This window comes from Nitratireductor pacificus pht-3B, assembly GCF_000300335.1.
In the GTDB taxonomy this organism is placed as follows: Bacteria; Pseudomonadota; Alphaproteobacteria; order Rhizobiales; family Rhizobiaceae; genus Nitratireductor; species Nitratireductor pacificus.
This window is the reverse complement of the sequence record NZ_AMRM01000018.1, coordinates 23,581-43,841: the sequence shown is the minus strand read 5'-3', so window position 1 is coordinate 43,841 and position 20,261 is coordinate 23,581. Positions and strand designations below refer to the sequence as shown.

Below are 20,261 nucleotides of genomic sequence, written 5' to 3'. Positions count from 1 at the left end.
CCTTGACATTCCGGAGGTTCCCTTTATGTGTCCGCCAGACTTTTCGCGGCGGCGATGAGGATTCTTCCGCTGCGCGTGCCAGAAATCATCAGGAACGGACGAGAGACATGGCCAAGGCCACGACCATCAAGATCAAGCTCCAGTCGACGGCCGACACGGGTTTCTTCTATGTCACGAAGAAGAACAGCCGCACGATGACGGACAAGATGACCAAGCGCAAATACGACCCCATTGCCAAGAAGCATGTGGAGTTCAAGGAAACCAAGATCAAGTAGGATCTTGCCTGAGCGCTCACGTTGAAACGCCGCCTTCGAGCGGCGTTTTTATTTGCCGATGAGTCCGGCTGACAGTGTCCGGATGACGCGGGATGGGAAACGGTTCTTTCGGGAATTGGGGGCCGGTCGGCAAACTGGCAGCGGTACGAGGAGGCCACTGTCAACCAGCGCCGGCCGGCCGACCCCACGGACCCAGGAGATGCGGCGGACCTGAGCATCATGGGGTATTCAAGTTAGGTCGAGAAAGCTTGCACAGAAACCTGTTGTCTCCCTTCCCGTCCGGCGTGACACTCGCGCAAGCCATCTGGAAAATCAACACTTACTTAACTATGAGCGCCAACTCCCTAGTATTAGGGTAAACATGGCCCGCTGCTTGCTTTCCGTCTGCCCCCCATTGGTGGAAATGGCATCACTCTTTCGTGCGGTCGGACTACCCGCTGCCCCAAGGCGGGCGGCTTTTCTTGCGCCGAAGCAGTAAAAGGCGCGGCCTCCCCTGCCGGGAGATGCAGCGCCTTGATGGTCGGACCATCGCCGCGCCGTCAGACATCACGAACGGCGCGGCCCCAATGCATGTCGCATTCGAACGGCTTCATCTGAAGGACGACGAACACGCGTCACTTCGAGATGTTGGAACGCCGCGCGTCTTACAAGGCGCGGCGCCGGAGCGTCAGAACTTTGCCGACGCCCCGAGGATGAAGGTGCGTCCCCTGCCCCGTTTCGAGTGAATGGATTCCGGCCCCGATCCCGCGATCGCATAGGTCTCGTTGAACAGGTTCTCGACCGTGAAGAAGACATTGAAATCCTCGCGGATCTCATAGCTGCCATAGGCATCGTACAGCGTGTAGGCAGGGATATCTTTCGGTTCGAGCATGCCGTCCGCCTGCCTGCTGGCGCCCACATGGCGCATCTGCGCGCCAAGGGTCAGGCGCTCGTCGAACAGGCGCAGGCCGACATCGACGGTTGCATAGGTTTCCGGAAGGAAACCGGCATCGCCATTGCCCCAGCCGGTGCCGAAGCCGATCGGCTGGTCCGTGTCCGCGTTTGTGTAGGACGCGTTCACATAGAACGGTCCCGCATCATAGCCGCCCTGGATTTCCCATCCAGACATCCGGGTGGTGCCCGGCACGTTGACCCATTTGGCAACCTTCCACGGTATGCCCGTCACATCCGCCAGATCGTTGACGATGTAGTTCTCGATACCGTGGTTGAAGTAACCCACCTTCAGGCGGACGCGGTCGTCCGGCAGAAGCACCCCGTCACGATGCAGGTTGACCCCGACGTCCCATCCCTTGCGGACCTCCGGCTGAAGGCCGAGATTGTTCGCGATGGCGGAGCCGATCCCGTCTCCGAACGCGACCATCGTCCAGAGCATTTCCTGCACCGTCGGCGGGCGGGCGGTATGCGCATAGGTCGCATAGACCTGCAGCCAGTCCAGCGGCTGCGCCTCCAGCGTCACCTTCGGCAGGAGCTCGCCGCCCGACCGCGAAACTTTCGTGTTGCCGCAGGCCGGTCCTCCGGGCGGACAGTCGCCCGTGCCTGCCGCATAGGGCGTCTGCCGCCCCGACATGTGCCAGTAGTCGTAGCGAAGCCCAGCGGTCAGCGAGAAGATGCTCCAATCCATGGTGACGTCGGAGAAGGCGCTCGCCTTCTGCAGCCTGCCCGGCGGATTGCCGCCGCGCCGGCGCAGGACCTGGAAATCCGTGGAGCCATAGGAGAGGCCGTAATACCAGGACAGGTCGATGCCCTCTCCGATGGTGAAGCGCGACGTGTTGGCGATGTTGCCGCCGAACGAACGATCCCTCGACTGCCGGCCCCGATAGCCGCCGCCGATGTTCGAATCGTACTGCATCTCTGTTTCGTTGAAGTAGACATTCGCCGCCAGGTCGACGAATGCCGAAGCAGGATCGAAGCCATAGTCGATCGTATAGGTCTGGTTCCTGAGCGTCTGCTCGTAATTGCTGCTGGTGAAGCGGTTGTCGTACCAGCGCCCGCCGATCTTCAAACGGTGCTCGCCATTGGGCTCGAACGCGAGCTTGAGAAGGCCACCGGCGGGCGTGTTCTCCACCTGGTCATTCGGCCTGAACACCTCGCCTTCCGCGGTCTCATAGTTCTTGAAGTCCGAATGGGCCAGCGCGCCGACGATGCTCACCTCGCCGGCCTGGTCCGGAAACATCTTGCCCCTCGCGGCGCCCGCAAGCAGGCCCGAGTAGTGATACCCGTTCGTTCCGGCCCTGAAACGCGTCATCGCCCCGATGCTCGCGCCGGGGCGCAGGACATCGTCCACCTCGAGCGTGCGGAAGTTGGCGGCACCGGCGAGCGTGCCGGCGCCGGCTGCGCCCGAAACGGCGCCGCGCGCCACGTCCACGCCGGCAAGGAGTTCGGGATGCACATAGAGAAGGTTGCCGCCCGACGAACCGTGACCGCCGACATTGCGGAAGTTCTGCGGCACGCCGTCGATCATCGCGTTGACCCGTCCATAGCCGGTCAGGCCTCGGATATTGACCTCGATCGCCGGATTGGTGCTCGGCGAGTAGGTGAAGACGCCCGGCACGGAGCGCAACGCGTTGCGGACATCGCCTCCGAAACGCTCCTGCAGCGCCTTTTCATCGACGGAACCGACGGCGGCGGGAGCCCGGTAGACGGCGTCGCCCTCCGGCAGAAGCGTGCTATCGCCCGAGATGACCAGAAGCGGCAGCCGGTGCGTTCTGCCGTCAAAGCCCTCGTCCGCGGCTTCCGGGGGCCTTCCGTCCTCAGCCTGCACGGGCTGCTGCTGCGAAAGGGCCGCCTGTCCGCAAAGCAGGGAACAAGCGAAGACGCTCCCCGCAAGTAACTTGCGGGAACTGTCGATGATCAGAGCCAACGAAACCTCCTGTCGGACTAATTCTGGACGTTAGGCTGGCTGAACATTTGCTTGCTGAAATCTACATTTGCCTAGTATCGGCAAACCTGCCTGTCAATCTGGCCCGAATGCCATTGAAAATCTGGCCTTGGCGGCGGAAAGCCACCATTCCCGCCATAAATATGACTTTTTCATTCAAATTTTAGAAATAGCCGAGATTCGTCCACCGGACTTTTGCACAACTATTTTATCTCGGAACAGTATGCACGCAGATCACGCTGCGGGAGCCGCGACCCGGTTTCGGCCACCGGTCTTCGCCTCGTAGAGCGCCATGTCGGCACGCTTCATCAGGGCTGCTGCCGTATCGCTCGCGCGGTGCAGTTCGGCAACCCCGAGGCTGGTGGTGACGGCAATGGCGTTGGCGCCGCTGTCGACGGTGAACGGCTCCGCGGCGATCTCCATCCGCAGCCGCTCGGCCACCTTCTCGGCAACCGCCAGGGCCGTGTCGGGCATGACGACCACGAACTCTTCCCCGCCATAGCGGCAGATCAGGTCGATCCCGCGAATGTTGCGCCGCAGACGGTCAGCGAATTCGCGCAGCACGTCGTCGCCGCCGTCATGGCCCCACCGGTCGTTGATCGCCTTAAAGCTGTCGATGTCGGCCATCATCACGGAGAGCGGCCGGCGGCGCGAAACGGCGCGCTCGAACAGCGTCTGCAGATGGCTTTCGAGATAGCGCCGGTTGTGCAGGCCGGTCAGCGGGTCGGTGACGGCCATCTCCATCGTCTCGGTGACGCTCGAGCGCAGACGATCGTTATAGCGCTTGCGCCGCAGCTGGGTGCGCAGACGCGCGATCAGTTCCTGCTTGTCGACGACCCGCACGACATAATCGTTGACCGCCAGTTCCAGCGCCCGCGCAACGCGCTCGTCCTCGCCCTGATCGGCAATCAGGATGATCGGCAGCAGCCGCGTCCGGTCGAGCGCGCGCAGTTGCGAACAGAGCCGCAGGGGATCGTAGCTGGAGAAGCCCGTTCCCACCAGGACGCACTCATAGTTCCCCTCGGCGGCGCGGAAGAATCCCGCCTGCGGATCGTCCTCGACATCGACGCGGAATGTGTCGCGCAGCATCGAGGCGATACGCGCAGAGGACTGGGCATCCTCATCGATCAGGAGAACGCTCGGGGCCGGCTCCGTCTCCGCGCCCTGCCCGCTCAACACCTGCTCCAGGCCGACATTGCGGGTCGTGGCGGCGCGCAGGCGCAGCTCGTCGGTGAGCGTCTTCAGGCGCGCGAGGCTCCTCACCCGCGTGATGAGCTGCAGGTCGTTGACCGGTTTCGACAGGAAGTCGTCGGCGCCGGCCTCCAGGCCGCGCACCCGGTCGACGGGCTGGTCGAGCGCGGTGATCATCACGACGGGGATATGCTGGGTTTCCGGGTCGGCCTTCAACTGCCGGCAGACTTCGAACCCGTCCATGCCCGGCATCATCACGTCGAGGAGAACCACATCGACCTTGCCGCCATGGCACACGTCCAGCGCCTCCGCCCCGCCAAAGGCGGTCAGAACCTCGAAATACTCTGCAAGCAGGCGGACTTCGAGCAGTTTGACGTTGGAGGGAACATCGTCGACGACCAGAATGCGCGCAGTCATAACCGCCCCCTAACCCGCCAGGCGCCCGCCCGGACGCCGGAAGTAAATCCTGTTCCCCGCGACGCTGCGCGCATCTGGGGTCGTAACCCGTCCATCAGGCGTCACCGAGATAGGACTTGATCGTCTCGATGAAGCTGGCGACGGAGATCGGCTTGGAGATATAGGCCTCGCAGCCGCCCTGCCGAATCCGCTCCTCGTCGCCCTTCATGGCGAATGCCGTCACAGCGATCACGGGGATCGTGTGCAGATCGTCGTCCTGCTTCAGCCATTTGGTGACCTCGAGGCCGGAAACCTCGGGCAGCTGAATGTCCATGAGAATCAGGTCCGGCCGGTGCTCGCGCGCCAGGTCGAGCGCGTGTAACCCGTCGCGGGTGCGCACCGTATCGTAACCGCTCGCTTCGATGAGATCGCGAAAGAGCTTCATGTTGAGCTCGTTGTCCTCGACGATCATGACCTTCTTCGGCATTCACCCGTCCCACTCTACCGCGTCCGGGTCCGCAATCTCCCGCGTCCCGTCCGGATATGCCCCCGATGCGAATTTCAGGCGCAATCGTCGCGCAATTTGATTTATGAATCGGTAATTATCGTCTTTGATTTGTCCGGTTCAAGCATTGCCTTCCCGAAAGCATGCCCGCAACCGGCAACAATGTAAAATGCCCGGACCAGCCGACCAGCACCATCGCCGGCGCGGCCGTCCGGCAAGAAAGAAGGACACAGCATGCAGCGCGAGGAAGCCGAAAGCATCGCCGTCTCGGCCCTGTCGTTCGTCGCCGCCGAACCGGAACTCCTGTCCCGGTTCCTGGCGCTGAGCGGCATTGAAGCGGCGGATATCCGCCGCGCAGCCGCCGAACCCGGCTTTCTGGCGGGCGTGATGCAGTTCATCCTGGCGCATGAACCAACGCTTCTGCGTTTCTCGGAGGCAAGCGGCATCGCGCCGGCTGCGGTCGGCGCCGCCCTCGCCGCTCTCCCGCATGGCGCGGCCAGCTACGACATACAGCCCTGAGCGGCACGGCGCCTTGCGGCCGATAGGAGCACCCCGCGGCACGACCAGGAACCATCGGACAGCCAGAGGAAGCGGATGAGCGACGACCCGGAAACCACGCGGCAGATCGCCGAACTGGCGCGCAGCGACCTGCCGCTGCTCGTGCTCGATGTCGACGATGTCGTCCTCGAGTTCATCCGGCCGTTTCCGGTCTATCTGCGGGAGCGCGGCTTCGAGCTGAAGTTCGATTCCTTCAGCCTGAACGGCAACATCGCCGATCTCGCTTCCGGTGAGCGGGTGGACAAGGAGCAGGTCTCGCGGCTCGTGGACGACTTCTTCGACGTTCAGCACGACTGGCAGGAGCTGGCCGAAAGCGCCGCGGACACCATTGCGCTTCTCGCATCCTCCGTCGAGGTCGTCCTGCTGACGGCGATGCCGCATCGCCACCGCGCGCGCCGCCGCGCGCTGCTCGACCGCCTCGACCTGCCCTATCCGCTGGTCACCACCGAACGCGCCAAGGGCCCGGCGATCAAGCTGCTGCGTGGCGCGCATCCGCGGCCGGTCGCGTTCGTCGACGACATGTATCACAACCTTCTTTCGGCGCGCGACACGGTTGCCGGGGTGCACCTGTTCCACCTGATGGCCGACAATTCGGTGCGCGCCCTGCTGCCGCCGGTGCCGGAGGGCATCACCCGGGTGGAGCACTGGCGCGACGCAGGACCGAAGATCGCCAAGGCTCTCGGTCTGTAGACGCAGGAGCATCGGACCACCGACAACCGGGTTCCCGCACCACGAACGCCCGGCGGAACAGGCACCGCAACGCGCCGACGCAGGAGATCCGGCGAGGCATCCGCCGTTCCCGAAAACCCGGAACCACAGCGTTTTGCAGTCAGCTGGGATCACCTGACGACCGCATAAACGCGAAGAAACAAAGACATCGATACATTCAGCATTCCGTGAAACGCTGAATGTATCTAAAGCACCAGCCGCATCAGCGGACGCCCGGTCTTGCGCTCGGCGACCCGTTCGAAGCCCGCCTTCTCGAAGACCGCGGCGGAGCCGACGAACAGCCCGATCGACCGCGAATCCTTCGACTGGACCATCGGGCAGGCTTCGACGAGCCGCGCCCCGCTGGCCCGCGCGTGGGCGATGCCCGCCGCGACGAGCTGATGGGTCAGGCCCTGCCGGCGAGCCGCGTTGCGCAGGAAGAAACATGAGATCGCCCAGACCCCAGCGTCGTCGGCATCCCTGTCCTCGAGCGGCGCGGAGACCCGACCGCCATTGTTCCATTCCGGAACGTCAGCCCGAGGTCCGATCTGCATCCAGCCGTCGGCGCGATCGCCATCCATCGCCAGCAGGCCGGGCGGCGGTCCTGCCGCGACACGCGCCTTCATGTGATCCTTGTTGCGCTCCCGGTTGTTCTCGCGCCGCACCGCCGGCGGCAAGCGGAAATGCGTGCACCAGCAGCCGTAGCAGGCGCCCTGCTTGCCGAACAGTTCCTCGAAAGCCGGCCACAGCGCGACCGTCAGCGGCCTGAATGCGCGCTCCACGAGACCTCTCCCCACACCACGGCTTGTGCCGCGATGGTGTTTCCATTATGATGCGTGTTCACTTTATGTTCACATGACCCGCCATGACTGTCAACGCCCTTCCGCGCGGTTTCTGCCGCGATTGCCTGGCTCCGGCGGAGACGGATGCGAAGCGTTGCCGCGCCTGCGGCAGTCCGCGCGTCTTGCGCCATCCCGAACTTGATGCGTTGAGCCTGGCGCATATCGACTGCGATGCCTTCTATGCGGCGGTCGAGAAGCGCGACAATCCCGAACTGCGCGACAAGCCGGTGATCATCGGCGGCGGCAAGCGGGGCGTCGTCTCGACGGCATGTTACATCGCCCGCATCAACGGGGTGCGCTCCGCAATGCCGATGTTCAAGGCGCTGGAGGCCTGCCCGACTGCGGTGGTCGTCAAGCCGGACATGGAGAAATATGTCCGCGTCGGCCGACAGGTGCGCGACATGATGCAGGCGCTCACCCCGATGGTCGAACCCATCTCCATCGACGAGGCGTTCCTCGATCTCGCCGGCACAAGGAAGCTGCACGGCGCTTCGCCGGCGCTGGTGCTTGCCCGCTTCGCCCGCCAGGTCGAGCAGGAGGTCGGCATCACCGTCTCGGTCGGCCTGTCCTATTGTAAGTTTCTCGCCAAGGTCGCTTCCGACCGCGACAAGCCGCGCGGCTTCTCGGTGATCGGCCAGGCGGAGGCCGTCTCCTTTCTCGCGCAGCAGCCGGTCACGCTCATCTGGGGCGTCGGCAAGGCCTTTGCGGCGACGCTCGCCGGCGACGGCCTGCGCAGCATCGGGCAGTTGCAGACCCTGGAGCGCGGCGAGCTGATGCGCCGCTATGGCACCATGGGAGATCGGCTCTATCATCTGTCGCGCGGCCTGGACGAGCGCAGCGTGAAGCCGCGCAGCGAGGCGAAGAGCGTTTCCTCCGAAACCACCTTCGATACCGACCTGTCGCGCTTCGAGGATCTGGTGCCGGTTCTGCGCGCCCTCTCCGAGCGGGTCTCGGCGCGTCTGAAGAAGGCGGACATCGCGGGGCGCACCATCGTCCTCAAGCTGAAGACCGCGGACTTCCGGATCCGCACCCGCAACAGGCAGCTGGGCGATCCGACCCGCCTCGCCGACCGCATCTTCCACACCGGCCTCGACATGCTAAGACGCGAGACCGACGGAACGCGCTACCGCCTGCTTGGCATCGGCGTCAGCGACCTGACCGACGCCGGCAAGGCCGATCCGCCGGATCTGGTGGACCAGCTTTCGCACAAGCGCGCGCTCGCCGAAGGCGCCATCGACAGCCTGCGGGAGAAATTCGGCAGGCAGGCCGTCGAAACCGGCTACACCTTCGGCCGGGGCCGGGCCGGACGGCCGCCGCGCGAGGACTGACGGGAGCTTCCTGGGAGACTGCCGATCCGGGTCCCCGTTTCTGAAAAGCCGCAGCAAAAAGTACGCGAAACAATTGCCGGAAAGAGATAACACCCGTAAAACGAGCATGGGGCGTATCTTACAGGTGGGGTTTCCATGTTTCGCAGTATTCTGAAAGGCGCAATCCTGTTTCTCGGACTGTCGGCGGCGGGACCGGCTTCGGCCGAGGCGTATCGGAACAATCAGACCGACCATTTCGGCTTTGCCACAGCCAGGCTCGCCGAACACTTTTCGCTCAAGACCATGTGCACGGTATCAGGCGGCACGATCCAAGACCGCCTCGAAATCGTGACCCGCTTTCTTCCCGATATTGGCGTGGACATTGGCGAACTGGTGAAGACAGCGGCACTTGCCGATGGCGAGGCGCTGTGCGGGCTGAAGCATTATCGCGGCAAGACGCCGGCGTCCTTCAACGCGCGAACGAAGGGCTTCAAGCTGGACATCAGGACCTGGCGCGACGGCAAGAGGATCGGCGGCGACAGCCCCATGGCCGCCTGCAGCAGGTTCTTCGTCAACAAGACAGGGCTTTGCTACGAACTGGTCGACCTCGGCGACAATGAGAAGCGCGAGAAGGCCGATGGCGTCAGCGCCTGTATCGAAACGGAACTGCCGGACGGCGGCACGGTCTCGATGGTAATCTATGCCGGAAGCGTCCCCGAAACGGTCTCGGCGCAGACCCATGATGACGCGAAGGCGATCCAGAGCACTGAATGCGCGCAGCGCGACTACTGAATCTGCCGCCGCTGAACATGTTGCAAGGGACGGCTCACCCTTCCCAGCCGAGCCCCCGCGCCGCCTCCAGAACGGCCGCGCGGCGATCCAGCGTGCCCGGATGGGTGGACAGCCATCCCGTCTCGCCGGCATCGCCGCTGTCGGCGGCGATCCTGTCTAGCAGATCGACGAAGGCCGTCGGATCGCGTCCGGCGGCAACCATCAGGCCGACGCTGAAACGGTCGGCGTCGGCCTCGAAACCGCGTGCGTAGATCAGGGTCTGGAACGCTGCGGCCTGGGCCACCACGTCGTCGACCAGCTGGCCGGCATCGCCGCCGATCACACCAACCATGAAGCCGATGCCGAGCACGCGGTAGACCTGCTTCAGCGAATGCCGCTCGCGCACATGGCCGATCTCGTGCGCCATCACGCCGGCGATCTCGTCGTCGCTCTCGGCCAGATCCACCAGATCGTCGGTGACGATGATCGTGCCTCCCGGAAGCGCCAGCGCATTCGCGCCGATGACGCCGCCCTCGCGCAGGAGCAGCCGCAGTTGCGGTCCCTCCGGTTCCGCCAGCGCGACCAGTTCGGCGAAGATCCGGTGCAGCCGCGCCTGCGCTTCCTCGTCCAGCGCGGTCGGCGAAAGCACCGTCCGGTCGACGGTCTCGAGCGTCCCGCGATCCATCGCCGCGACGATGACGGGCGGGGTGACCGCCGCCGCACCCGCCGCGAGAAGCGGAATGCCGAAACGGTAGATCAGGAACAGAAGACCGATGACGGCGACAGCCGCGGCACCCGCGAAGGCCAGGCTTTTCTCCAGCCGCGCCAGGCGCGCGAAGAAGCCGCCGCGCCGCCGCAGCAGTAAGTCGATATCGGCATCGTGCGGCGCCTCGAACACCCCGCCATCGGCGAAGGTCAGCTTGCGCGGCACGCCGCCGAGCGGGTCCGAGACCAGCACCGGGTCGGACTGCGGAGCGGCGTCCTCTTCGTCGCGTGCGAGGACCAGCCCCTGCTCGGTTCTACGAAGGCTGGCATCGACGGCGCGCGACGAGCCGGGCGGAAAATAGCGTCCCTTGATCATGCCTCTGTCTCCGTCTGCGCCGTCGATACCACCCTTCTGAAAGGCCTAAAGCCCGAAGTCGATGCCCTCGATGTCGAAGAACTCCGCCGCGCCGACATTGCCTTCGGGTGCCGCTCCATCGACGAAATGGTCCAGCGATCCCACCACCACGAACCCGGTCGAGGCGGCCAGATAGCGCCATGTCCGCACCGCCGCCCAAGGGCGCAGCAGGCCGAGCGTCAGCAGCGTCGCAAAAAGATTGCTCACCAGGATCCAGACATAGCGGAACCGGCCGACTTCGGACGAGAGGCGGTGCGTGCCGTCAAGCGTGGTGTGATTGTAGGCGACGTTGCGGACGCCGGCCGCGTAGAAAAGATAGGCCAGCGTCAGCGCGATGTATCCACCGATGATTGCCCCGATGATCGGCCCGCGGGAGATGAACTCGTAAAGCGCCTCCTCACTGCCCTCCGCCAGTTCGCCGAGGGACGCCGTGCCAGTGCCGATCAAGAAGCCCAGCCCGCTGCACACCACTGCCACGAGCATGACGAACATGATCGTCGCGCCCAGATTGGCGTAGAGCGCCCCGAGCGGCGCGCGCGTGTCGAAGCGGGCAGTGCCGTAACCCAGATGCCGGCCGATATAGTTGTTGGCGAGCCGCGATGCGACGGGCGCCAGCAGTCCCAGGGACAGGAGCGTCGCCAGCGGCATCAGCACGAACACGCCCAGCGCCCCGAAATAGGTGCCGCCGAAATTGAGGCGCACATTGCGGTAGCTGGTCATGCGCGCATTGAACGCCATCGACTTGTTGAGCAGCCAGGGGAAGGCCAGCAGGTAGACGATGACCAGCAGGCCGAAGAAGGGGGATATTGTGACCAGAAGATTGTAGGCGACCAGCAGCGCCACGACGATCACCCTGCCGATCAGGATGCTGACCGGGCGGGCGTGATATTCGAAATTATGACCGTCGAGCCAAGTGTTTCCGTAGAAATAGCGCAGCCGCCGGACCTTCGCCCACGCGGTGTAGATCCCCAGTGTGATGATGGACAGGAGAAGATTGACGATCCAGATGCCGAAATACTCGACTGCCCTGCCGCTGAACGAGAAGCGGAGATGCCGGACGTCGCTTTCCGCGACTGCAATGTTCTGATCCATCGTCGTAAAATCCCATACTGAAAAAATATTATCAAAAAACCGACCGAGCCCGGCCGACAGCATCACGCAATACTGTCAAACCAGTTCCACGTCCACCACGCCCGGCACCGCCCGCATGGCGGCGGCGATCTGCGGCGAGATGCGGTAGCGGTCCGGCAGTCCCACCTCGATTTCGCCCTGCCCGCCTTCCTTGATGACGACCAGGCTCACCTGCGCGTCGCCGCGCTGGCCGAGCTGGGCGGAGATCGCCGGCAGCGGAGCGGGATCGCGCAGATAGACGCGCAGCGCCTTCTGCATGCGGCATGCCTCCTCCTCGAGAGACTGCACCGTCTGGATGCGCAGATTGACCCCCTCGGGCCGGTCCTCCGCCGACACCATGATGACCACGGAGGAGCCGGCCTCCAGCAGGTCGCGAAACTGCCCCAGCCCCTCCGAGAACAGGACGGCTTCATACTGTCCGGAGGCGTCCGAAAGCTGGATGATGCCCATCTTGTTGCCCGTGCGGGTCCGGCGCTCCTGCTTCGATGTCACGGTTCCGGCAAGCCGCCCCGCGGTCGCGCCCTTCTTCACAGCCGCCTGGAAGTCGCCCCAGTTCTGCACCCGCATCTTGTCGAGCATCTCGGCATACTCGTCCAGCGGATGGGCAGAAAGATAGCAGCCCACCACCTGGAACTCGCGGTGCAGCTTTTCCGCCGCCGGCCAGGGCTCCGACACCGGCAGGTGGAGCTTCTGCGGTTCGCCGCCGCCCGACAGGCCGAAAATGTCGCCCTGCCCCATCGCTGCGTCCTCGGCCGCCCGCGCCGCCATGCCCATCAGCCGGTCGATGCCGGCGAACAGCGCGGCGCGCTCGATGCCGAAACAGTCGAAGGCGCCCGCCTGGATCAGGCTTTCGAGAACGCGCTTGCCGACGATCTTCGGATCGATGCGGGCGCAGAAATCCTCCAGGCTGGCGAAGGGCTTCTCCGCGCGCTTCTCGACGATATGCTCCACCGCCGCGTCGCCGACGCCCTTGATCGCCGCGAGCGAATAGAAGATGCGGTTCTCGCCGACCTCAAAGGCCCTGTGCGAGGTCATCACCGAGGGGGACACCACCTCGATGCCGAGCCGCAGCGCATCGCGGCGGAAATCGTTGAGCTTGTCGGTGTTCGCCATGTCGTAGGTCATCGACGCGGCGAGGAACTCGACCGGGTAATGCGCCTTCAGATAGGCGGTCTGGTAGGAAACGATGGCATAGGCGGCGGCATGCGACTTGTTGAAGCCGTAGTCGGCGAACTTGGCCAGGAGGTCGAAGATGAAGTTGGCCTGCGGCTTGGCGACGCCGCGCTCGGTCGCGCCCTTCACGAAGATGCCGCGCTGCTTCTCCATCTCCGCGCGGATCTTCTTGCCCATGGCGCGGCGCAGAAGGTCGGCCTGCCCGAGCGTGTAGCCGGCCAGTTCCTGCGCGATCTGCATCACCTGCTCCTGGTAGACGATGACGCCCTGCGTCTCCTTCACCAGATGGTCGATCTTCGGATGGATCGAGGCGATCTCCTCCTCGCCGTGCTTGCGCGCGTTATAGGTCGGGATGTTCTCCATCGGACCGGGGCGATAGAGCGCCACCAGCGCGATGATGTCCTCGATGCGGTCCGGCTTCATGCCGATCAGCGCCTTGCGCATGCCCGCCGATTCCACCTGGAACACGCCGACGGTCTCGCCGCGCGACAGCATCGCATAGCTGTCCGCATCGTCGAGCGGGATGCGCGACAGGTCGATCTCGATGCCACGCCGCCGGATCAGCTTGACCGCCGTTTCCAGGACGGTCAGCGTCTTCAGGCCGAGGAAGTCGAACTTCACCAGGCCCGCCTGCTCGACCCATTTCATGTTGAACTGGGTGACCGGCATGTCCGAGCGCGGATCGCGGTACATCGGCACCAGTTCCGACAGCGGCCGGTCGCCGATGACGATGCCGGCGGCGTGGGTCGAGGCGTGCCGGTAAAGCCCTTCGAGCTTCTGCGCCATCTCGAGCAGCGTGCCGACGATCGGCTCCTTCGCCACCTCCTCGGCGAAGCGCGGCTCGTCCTCGATGGCCTTGGGCAGCGGCGTCGGGTTGGCCGGATTGGACGGCACCATCTTGCACAGCCGGTCCACCTGCCCGTAGGGCATCTGCAGGACGCGCCCGACATCGCGCAGCACGGCGCGCGCCTGCAGCGTTCCGAAGGTGATGATCTGCCCCACCTGGTCGCGGCCGTACTTACCCTGCACATAGCGGATCACCTCCTCGCGGCGGTCCTGACAGAAGTCGATGTCGAAGTCGGGCATCGACACGCGGTCGGGATTGAGGAAGCGTTCGAACAGCAGGGAGAAGCGGAGTGGATCGACATCGGTGATCGTCAGCGCATAGGCGACCAGCGAGCCGGCGCCCGAGCCACGCCCCGGACCGACCGGGATATCCTGCGCCTTGGCCCATTTGATGAAGTCGGAAACGATCAGGAAGTAGCCCGGAAACTTCATCCCCTCGATGATGCCGAGTTCGTACTCCAGCCGTTCCGAATAGTTCTCCGGCGTAAACCCGTCGGCCATGCCGAAGGTCGCGATGCGCCTGTCGAGACCCTCGCGCGCCTGCCGGCGCAGTTCGTCCGCCTCCGCCTTCAGCGCTGCCTCGGGATCGTCGGCGTCGCCGCCCGTGAAGCGCGGCAGGATCGGCGCATGGGTCTGCGTGAAATAGGAGCAGCGACGGGCGATCTCGATCGTGTTGTCGATCGCCTCCGGCAGATCGGCGAACAGCCGCGCCATCTCCGCCTGGGGTTTCAGATAATTGTCCGGCGTCAGGCGGCGGCGGTCATCCATGGCGATGACCGCGCCCTCGGCGATGGCGATCAGTGCGTCATGCGCGTCGAAATCCTCGCGTGCGGGAAAGAACGCTTCGTTGGTCGCCACCAGCGGCAGTTCATGCCGGTAGGCAAGATCGACGGTGGCCGCTTCCAGCGCCCGGTCGTAGCCCGCAAGCCGTTCCAGCTCGACATAAAGCCGGTTGCCGAACACCTCTTTCAGATAGGTCAGGCGCGCTTCCGCCACTTCCGCCCGCTCGGCTTTCAGGGCAGCGCCTATCGGCCCACGCGGACCGCCCGTCAGGCAGATGATGCCGGAGCCGAGTTCGGCGAGCCATGGCGCCGTGATGTGGGTTTCCGCCCCCGGCTCGTTGTCGAGATAGGCGCGGCTCACGAGGCGAACGAGATTGGCATAGCCTTCCTCGGTGGCAGCAAGAAGGACCAGCGGCTCGTGCTGCGCCGTCATCCTGCGGCCGCCGCCGCGCCGCGATTCCGTCAGCGCGTCCTCGAATGCAAAGGCGAGCTGGCAGCCGATGATCGGCTGCAACCCTTCCTTCGAGGCCTTTTGTGCGAATTCCAGCGCACCGAACAGATTGTTGGTGTCGGTGACGGCGATGGCCGGCGCCTCGTCCTCTACCGCCTGCTTGATCACCTTGCCGAGCTGGAGGGCGCCTTCCAGGAGCGAGTAGGCCGAATGGACGCGCAGATGGATGAACGGCCGCTCGGGCCGCCTCTTCTCGCGTTCCGCCGCAACGAAAATGGGGTCGCGGGATCGTTTGTCACTCGCCATGATATGCAGTTATCCGGATGTTCAGACTCACCGCGATTGTTCCGCATTGACCGGGTCCGGTAAAGAGCCGACAGGCGGCGCGCACCGGTTTGTGCCCCCGGGGTCGGACCTGGCCTATACGGGCTGCCGCGCGAACCGTGCCGCGATGGCCGCAGGCAGCTCGCCGGGCTGGTCCGTGATCGCGGCGGCGCCGGCCTCCTCCAGCTCCCTCCGGTCGCCAAACCCCCAAAGCACCCCGATGCCCGCAACCCCGTTGGCCGAGGCGCCGAGAATGTCGTGCTTCCGGTCGCCGACCATCACCGCCCTCTTTGCGGCAACCGGTTCGACGGCGAGGATATGCGCGATCAGATCCGCCTTGTTGGCGTTGGTGCCATCGGGCGCCGACCCATGCACGGCGTCGAAGAAGCGCATCAGGTCGAAATGGTCGAGGATGTCCCTGCTGTAGGATTCCATCTTCGAGGTGGCGACGGAAAGGAAATACCCGGCATCGGCGCATTGCTCGAGCACGTCCACAATGCCGGGGATAAGCGTGTTCTCGAACTTGCCGACGCGCTTGTAGCGCTCGCGATAGTGACCGACCGCCTGCCAGACGAGCGCTTCGTCGTCCGTTTCGAGCAATTGCGCGAAGGTGACCTGCAGGGGTGGCCCAATGGAGACGCGCAGCGCTTCGGCGTCCGGCGCCTCGCGGTCCATTGCCTCCATCGCATGGCGGATGCTTCGGGTGATGCCGACGAAGGGGTCCGTGAGGGTTCCGTCGAGGTCGAAAAGGACCGCCGCCCGCTTGCCGTCTTGCATCATCCCGTCCATCTTTTTTTTCAAGAGTGTTTCAGTCGAATTCCATGATCACCGCGTCGACGGCGAGGCTGTCTCCCGGCACGGCGTTGACCTTGGCGACGGTTCCGTCGCGCTCGGCCCGCAGCACGTTCTCCATCTTCATGGCCTCGACCACGGCAAGGATCTCGCCCGCCTTGACCTCCTGCCCCTCCGTCACCGCGATCGAGACCACCAGGCCGGGCATCGGGCACAGCAGCAGCTTCGAGGTGTCCGGCGCAACGCGAACCGGCATCAGCCTGTCGAGATCGGCGATGCGCGGCAGCATCACGCGCGCCCGGGCGCAAACGCCGTTCCACGCGAGCTGAACGCCGTTCAGCACGGGCCTCACCTGCACCGCGACCGGCCTGCCGCCCACCTCTCCCTGCCAGACGGGATCGCCGGGCCGCCAGGAGGACGCAACGGTCAGGGCATCGGCATCCTCAATGAGGATGTCCATCTCCAGCGGGATCGAGATCATCCCCTCGATCACCCTGGCGGCGAGATAGTCGTCGTCCAGGCGCACCACCCAGTCGCGCTTCAATTCGCCCGAATGCGGTGCCAGCCGGCCGGTCAGGCGGTCGAGCCGGTCGCGCCGCAGCAGTTCCACCGCCAGCGCCACGGCGCATAGCACGGCGCGCTCCTCGCCCGATGGCGCCGGCGGCGCAAAACCGTCCGGAAACTCCTCGGCGATGAAGCCGGTGGACAACCGCCCCTCCCGCCAGCGCGGATGGCTCATCAGCGCCGCCAGGAAGGGGATGTTGTGCTCGATGCCGTCGATCACGAAACGGTCGAGCGCCTCGCTCATCGCCTCGATCGCCCCCAGGCGTTCGGGCGCCCAGATGCACAGCTTCGCGATCATCGGATCGTAGAACATGGAGATTTCGGAACCTTCGGCGACGCCCGTGTCGTTGCGCAGGACGACATCGCCCGTGCGTCCCTCCTCCGGCGGACGATAGCGCGTCAGGCGGCCGATGGACGGAAGGAAGTTGCGCACCGGGTCCTCGGCATAGATACGGCTTTCGACCGCCCACCCCTCGAGGACGACATCCTTCTGCACAAGCGCCAGTTTTTCTCCGGCGGCGATGCGGATCATCTGCTCCACCAGATCGATACCGGTGACGAGCTCGGTCACCGGATGCTCCACCTGCAGGCGGGTGTTCATTTCCAGGAAGAAGAAGTTGCGGTTCTTGTCGACGATGAACTCGACCGTCCCAGCGCTTTGATAATCCACGGCTTTCGCCAGCGCCACGGCCTGCGCGCCCATCGCGGCGCGTGTCTCCGCGTCGAGAAACGGAGACGGCGCTTCCTCGACGACCTTCTGGTTGCGCCGCTGGATCGAGCACTCGCGCTCGCCCAGATGAATGCAGTTTCCATGCCCGTCGGCCAGCACCTGTATCTCGATGTGCCGCGGCTCCTCGACGAATTTTTCGACGAAGATGCGGTCGTCGCCGAAGGACGACGCAGCTTCCGATCTGGATCGCTCGAACCCTTCCCGCGCCTCGGCCTCGTTCCAGGCAACGCGCATGCCCTTGCCGCCGCCGCCGGCCGACGCCTTGATCATCACCGGATAACCGATCTCGCCCGCGATCCTCGCGGCATGTTCGGCATCCTCGATCAGGCCCATGAAGCCGGGCACCGTCGAAACCCCGGCTTCCGCCGCGATCTTCTTCGAGGTGATCTTGTCGCCCATCGCCTGGATGGCCTTCACCTTCGGTCCGATGAAGGTGATGCCCTCCGCCTCGAGGCGCGCGCAGAAGTCGGCGTTCTCGGACAGGAAGCCATAGCCGGGATGCACCGCCTCGGCGCCCGTCTGCTTGCACGCCGCAATGATCGCATCCGCGATCAGGTAGCTCTGGCTGGCCGGCGCCGGCCCGATCCGAACGGCCTCGTCGGCCATGTCCACATGCACGGCGTCGGCATCGGCGTCGGAATAGACGGCCACCGTCGCGATACCCATCTTCCGCGCCGTCTTCATCACGCGGCAGGCGATTTCACCGCGATTGGCGATGAGGATCTTCTTGAACATGAACGGCGTTTCCCCCGGGACGGTGTTTTCCCTGTTCTATGGGTTTGCTCGCGGCGGCTCAAGCGCCCCGCAGGCTGCATCGGTGCGAACCCGGTTTGTCCCCAGCGATCACCTTCGCCGCTGCTGCGCCTTCCGGCGACGCAACCCGACGTCGATGCCGCGCCTCGCAATGCTGGATCGACCGGTTCCGCACCTTCCGGCCAAAGCCATATATTTAGGAAAACTAAAAATGGAAGCAGGTTTTCTAAAAGGAAATATCGTTGACTTTGAATGGGTTAGCCAATCTGATTGACGGCATAGACAGAGGAGAAACTTCTATGCTTGATACGAAACAAGTCAGGGGCGGAAATGGTCTCGCAGCGATCGACGCAGAGGTCGACGAAATTCTACAGAGCGTAGAAGAAATCACGCGCGACGCCACCAAGTCGTTCTTCGACAAATATTCCGAGAATCCGAACAAGGCGGTTCTGGCATCCTGGCTGGAAACGCGCTGCTGGCGCGAGATCGACTATGTGTTCCTGCTCAACGAGCAGATCCGCCGGTACGGGATGCGCTTCCAGCGCAACCATATCACGCTGCTCGCCAAGCAGTCGTTTCAGGAGGCGGAGCACTACGAGGCCCTCGGCAAGGCCGTGGAATCCCTAGGCGGCATCGTGCCGACTTCCGTTCCTGTCGCCGCTGTGCCGTGGAGCAATTTCCTCTGGGAGTGCATGGACCGCCATCATCTGGCCGCCATCGCCGCCTGGTACGTCTCGGAAACCTCCGCTTCAGGCAGTTTCGAGCCGACATTCGTCGGCGCCGAGCGCCACGGCCACACCGATGTGGTGAAGATCTACAAGCAGATCGAGATCGACGAAAAGTTCCACACCGGGCTCGGCCGCCAGGTGCTTTCGACCTATGCCGAGACCGACGAGGACCGGGAGGAAATCCTCCGCGCCATGCGCGGCATGCGCGACATCGCCTGGAAATCCTTCACGCCCGAGGTGGTCGCGGCGACGATGCGCGCGGCCTGAGGCGGGAATTCCGGCCGCGACGCGCCCGAGCGTTTCGGCCGGAACGCAATGACACGAACACCCGATCATCGGTGCTGGCGCCTCGCCTGTGGCGGGGCGGGAAGCCGATGCGTGCCCGAACGAACCCGAAAGGCCGTCTGCCATGAACCAAGCAGCCATCATTCCCGCGAAGAATGCGGACGAACAGCTCTCGCTGCGGATCGAGAGATGTGTCTCCGTCGCGGACGGCGTTGTGGCGCTCACGCTTGCAAAAGCCGATGGCGGGCCGCTGCCGGGCTGGTCTCCCGGAGCGCATATCGATCTCATCCTGCCCAACGGCGTGACCCGGCAATACTCGCTTTGCGGCGACCCCGCCGACACGAGCCGCTGGCGGATCGGCGTGCTGCTCGCCCCGGCAAGCCGCGGCGGCTCCAGCTACATCCATTCAGAACTGCGGGCCGGAGACCGGCTTGTAGCCAGCCATCCGCGCAACAATTTTCCGCTCGATCCGGCAGAGCGCTATCTTTTCATTGCCGGGGGCATCGGCATCACGCCGATCCTGCCCATGCTGGCGGAACTGTCGGCGCGCGGAGCCGAATGGCACCTGCTCTATGGCGGCCGCACCGCTCGCTCGATGGCTTTCACGGACGAGATCGCGACGCTCGCCGGAGGCACGCTGGAACTCTGCCCGGAGGATGAATGCGGGCTTCTCGATCTCGATGCCTGCCTGACCGCCCATGAGCCGGGACGCGCCGTCTATTGCTGCGGGCCGGAGCCCCTGATCGAAGCGGTCGAGAACCGGTGCGCGTCATGGCCGTCGGGAGCCCTGCGCAAGGAGCGCTTCGCGCCGTCCGAGCGCCAGACACCGCTCGATCCCGGCGCATTCGAGGTCGAGCTCGCCCGGTCCGGCCGGCGCGTCGTCGTGCCGGCCGACCGCTCCATGCTCAGCGTCCTGGAGGATGCGGGCTGCGCCATCACCAATTCCTGCCGCGCCGGCATCTGCGGCACCTGCCTCGTGCGCGTGCTCGCCGGCATCCCCGAACACAATGACGACATTCTCAACGATCAGCAGCGCGAAGCGGGCGACGTGGTCCTGCCCTGCGTATCGAGGTCCAGGACGGCAACGCTGGTGCTCGATCTTTGAGAGAGGAATCCCCACGACGACAGCCCCCAAAAACAACAAGGAGGAG

The 20,261-nt window shown here is 64.6% G+C and carries 17 protein-coding genes; 8 read left to right on the top strand and 9 right to left on the bottom strand.

From position 1 onward, the window contains the following. Positions 1 to 107: 107 nt before the first annotated feature. On the top strand, positions 108 to 275 hold the full coding sequence (gene rpmG / locus NA2_RS15625) for a 50S ribosomal protein L33 (protein WP_007008183.1): 168 nt from the start codon (positions 108 to 110) through the stop codon (positions 273 to 275). A gap of 667 nt (positions 276 to 942) precedes the next feature. On the opposite strand, the gene NA2_RS15620 is transcribed toward rpmG, so the two are convergent. From NA2_RS15620 to NA2_RS15610, 3 genes are all read right to left on the bottom strand, one after another. Then, the gene (locus NA2_RS15620; RefSeq protein WP_008597987.1) at positions 943 to 3,135 is read right to left on the bottom strand and encodes a TonB-dependent receptor domain-containing protein; all 2,193 of its coding nucleotides are present in this window, start codon (positions 3,133 to 3,135) and stop codon (positions 943 to 945) included. Between the two features lie 252 nt (positions 3,136 to 3,387). Further along, positions 3,388 to 4,761, bottom strand: coding sequence for a PleD family two-component system response regulator (locus NA2_RS15615; RefSeq protein ID WP_008597986.1), 1,374 nt, complete (start codon positions 4,759 to 4,761; stop codon positions 3,388 to 3,390). Between the two features lie 94 nt (positions 4,762 to 4,855). Then, complete coding sequence (locus NA2_RS15610; protein WP_008597985.1) at positions 4,856 to 5,227, bottom strand: response regulator; 372 nt, start codon at positions 5,225 to 5,227, stop codon at positions 4,856 to 4,858. Between the two features lie 252 nt (positions 5,228 to 5,479). Between NA2_RS15610 and NA2_RS15605 the strand changes: the two genes are divergently transcribed. Together NA2_RS15605 and NA2_RS15600 are read left to right on the top strand one after the other, a co-directional pair. Then, a complete protein-coding gene (locus NA2_RS15605) occupies positions 5,480 to 5,764 on the top strand; it encodes a DUF3572 domain-containing protein (RefSeq protein WP_008597984.1) in 285 nt (94 codons plus the stop codon). Positions 5,765 to 5,839: 75 nt separating this feature from the next. Then, positions 5,840 to 6,493, top strand: coding sequence for a hypothetical protein (locus NA2_RS15600; RefSeq protein ID WP_008597983.1), 654 nt, complete (start codon positions 5,840 to 5,842; stop codon positions 6,491 to 6,493). 224 nt (positions 6,494 to 6,717) lie between these two features. Here NA2_RS15600 and NA2_RS15595 read toward each other — a convergent pair whose 3' ends face one another. Further along, on the bottom strand, positions 6,718 to 7,293 hold the full coding sequence (locus tag NA2_RS15595; protein ID WP_008597982.1) for a GNAT family N-acetyltransferase: 576 nt from the start codon (positions 7,291 to 7,293) through the stop codon (positions 6,718 to 6,720). A gap of 83 nt (positions 7,294 to 7,376) precedes the next feature. On the opposite strand from NA2_RS15595, the gene NA2_RS15590 reads away from it, so the two are divergent. Both NA2_RS15590 and NA2_RS15585 read left to right on the top strand, forming a co-directional pair. After that, positions 7,377 to 8,681: a DNA polymerase IV gene (locus NA2_RS15590; RefSeq protein WP_008597981.1), complete on the top strand. Its 1,305-nt coding sequence runs from the start codon at positions 7,377 to 7,379 to the stop codon at positions 8,679 to 8,681. A gap of 135 nt (positions 8,682 to 8,816) precedes the next feature. After that, entirely contained in the window at positions 8,817 to 9,452 is a 636-nt protein-coding gene (locus tag NA2_RS15585) for a hypothetical protein (protein ID WP_008597980.1), read from the top strand. A gap of 34 nt (positions 9,453 to 9,486) precedes the next feature. On the opposite strand, the gene NA2_RS15580 is transcribed toward NA2_RS15585, so the two are convergent. From NA2_RS15580 to NA2_RS15560, 5 genes are all read right to left on the bottom strand, one after another. Continuing rightward, positions 9,487 to 10,512 (bottom strand): M48 family metallopeptidase, encoded by a 1,026-nt coding sequence (locus NA2_RS15580; RefSeq protein ID WP_008597979.1) that lies wholly within the window; start codon positions 10,510 to 10,512, stop codon positions 9,487 to 9,489. A 45-nt stretch (positions 10,513 to 10,557) separates the two neighbouring features. After that, positions 10,558 to 11,643 carry a YjgN family protein gene (locus tag NA2_RS15575; protein ID WP_008597977.1) on the bottom strand — a complete coding sequence of 362 codons (1,086 nt, stop codon included), beginning with the start codon at positions 11,641 to 11,643 and terminating at the stop codon, positions 10,558 to 10,560. Positions 11,644 to 11,718: 75 nt separating this feature from the next. Then, on the bottom strand, positions 11,719 to 15,240 hold the full coding sequence (dnaE, locus tag NA2_RS15570) for a DNA polymerase III subunit alpha (protein WP_008597975.1): 3,522 nt from the start codon (positions 15,238 to 15,240) through the stop codon (positions 11,719 to 11,721). A 114-nt stretch (positions 15,241 to 15,354) separates the two neighbouring features. Beyond that, the gene (locus NA2_RS15565; RefSeq protein WP_008597974.1) at positions 15,355 to 16,047 is read right to left on the bottom strand and encodes an HAD hydrolase-like protein; all 693 of its coding nucleotides are present in this window, start codon (positions 16,045 to 16,047) and stop codon (positions 15,355 to 15,357) included. Positions 16,048 to 16,066: 19 nt separating this feature from the next. Beyond that, on the bottom strand, positions 16,067 to 18,079 hold the full coding sequence (locus tag NA2_RS15560; protein ID WP_008597973.1) for an acetyl-CoA carboxylase biotin carboxylase subunit: 2,013 nt from the start codon (positions 18,077 to 18,079) through the stop codon (positions 16,067 to 16,069). Here NA2_RS15560 and NA2_RS21995 point away from each other — a divergent pair. The 3 genes from NA2_RS21995 to NA2_RS15550 all read left to right on the top strand — a co-directional run bounded on the left by NA2_RS21995 (position 18,078) and on the right by NA2_RS15550 (position 20,215). Then, positions 18,078 to 18,371, top strand: coding sequence for a hypothetical protein (locus NA2_RS21995; RefSeq protein ID WP_157188259.1), 294 nt, complete (start codon positions 18,078 to 18,080; stop codon positions 18,369 to 18,371). The two genes, NA2_RS15560 and NA2_RS21995, sit on opposite strands and share 2 nt — an antisense overlap. 25 nt (positions 18,372 to 18,396) lie before the next feature. Next, complete coding sequence (locus NA2_RS15555) at positions 18,397 to 19,092, top strand: hypothetical protein (protein ID WP_008597972.1); 696 nt, start codon at positions 18,397 to 18,399, stop codon at positions 19,090 to 19,092. 142 nt (positions 19,093 to 19,234) lie between these two features. Beyond that, positions 19,235 to 20,215: a PDR/VanB family oxidoreductase gene (locus NA2_RS15550; protein ID WP_008597971.1), complete on the top strand. Its 981-nt coding sequence runs from the start codon at positions 19,235 to 19,237 to the stop codon at positions 20,213 to 20,215. Positions 20,216 to 20,261: the final 46 nt, after the last annotated feature.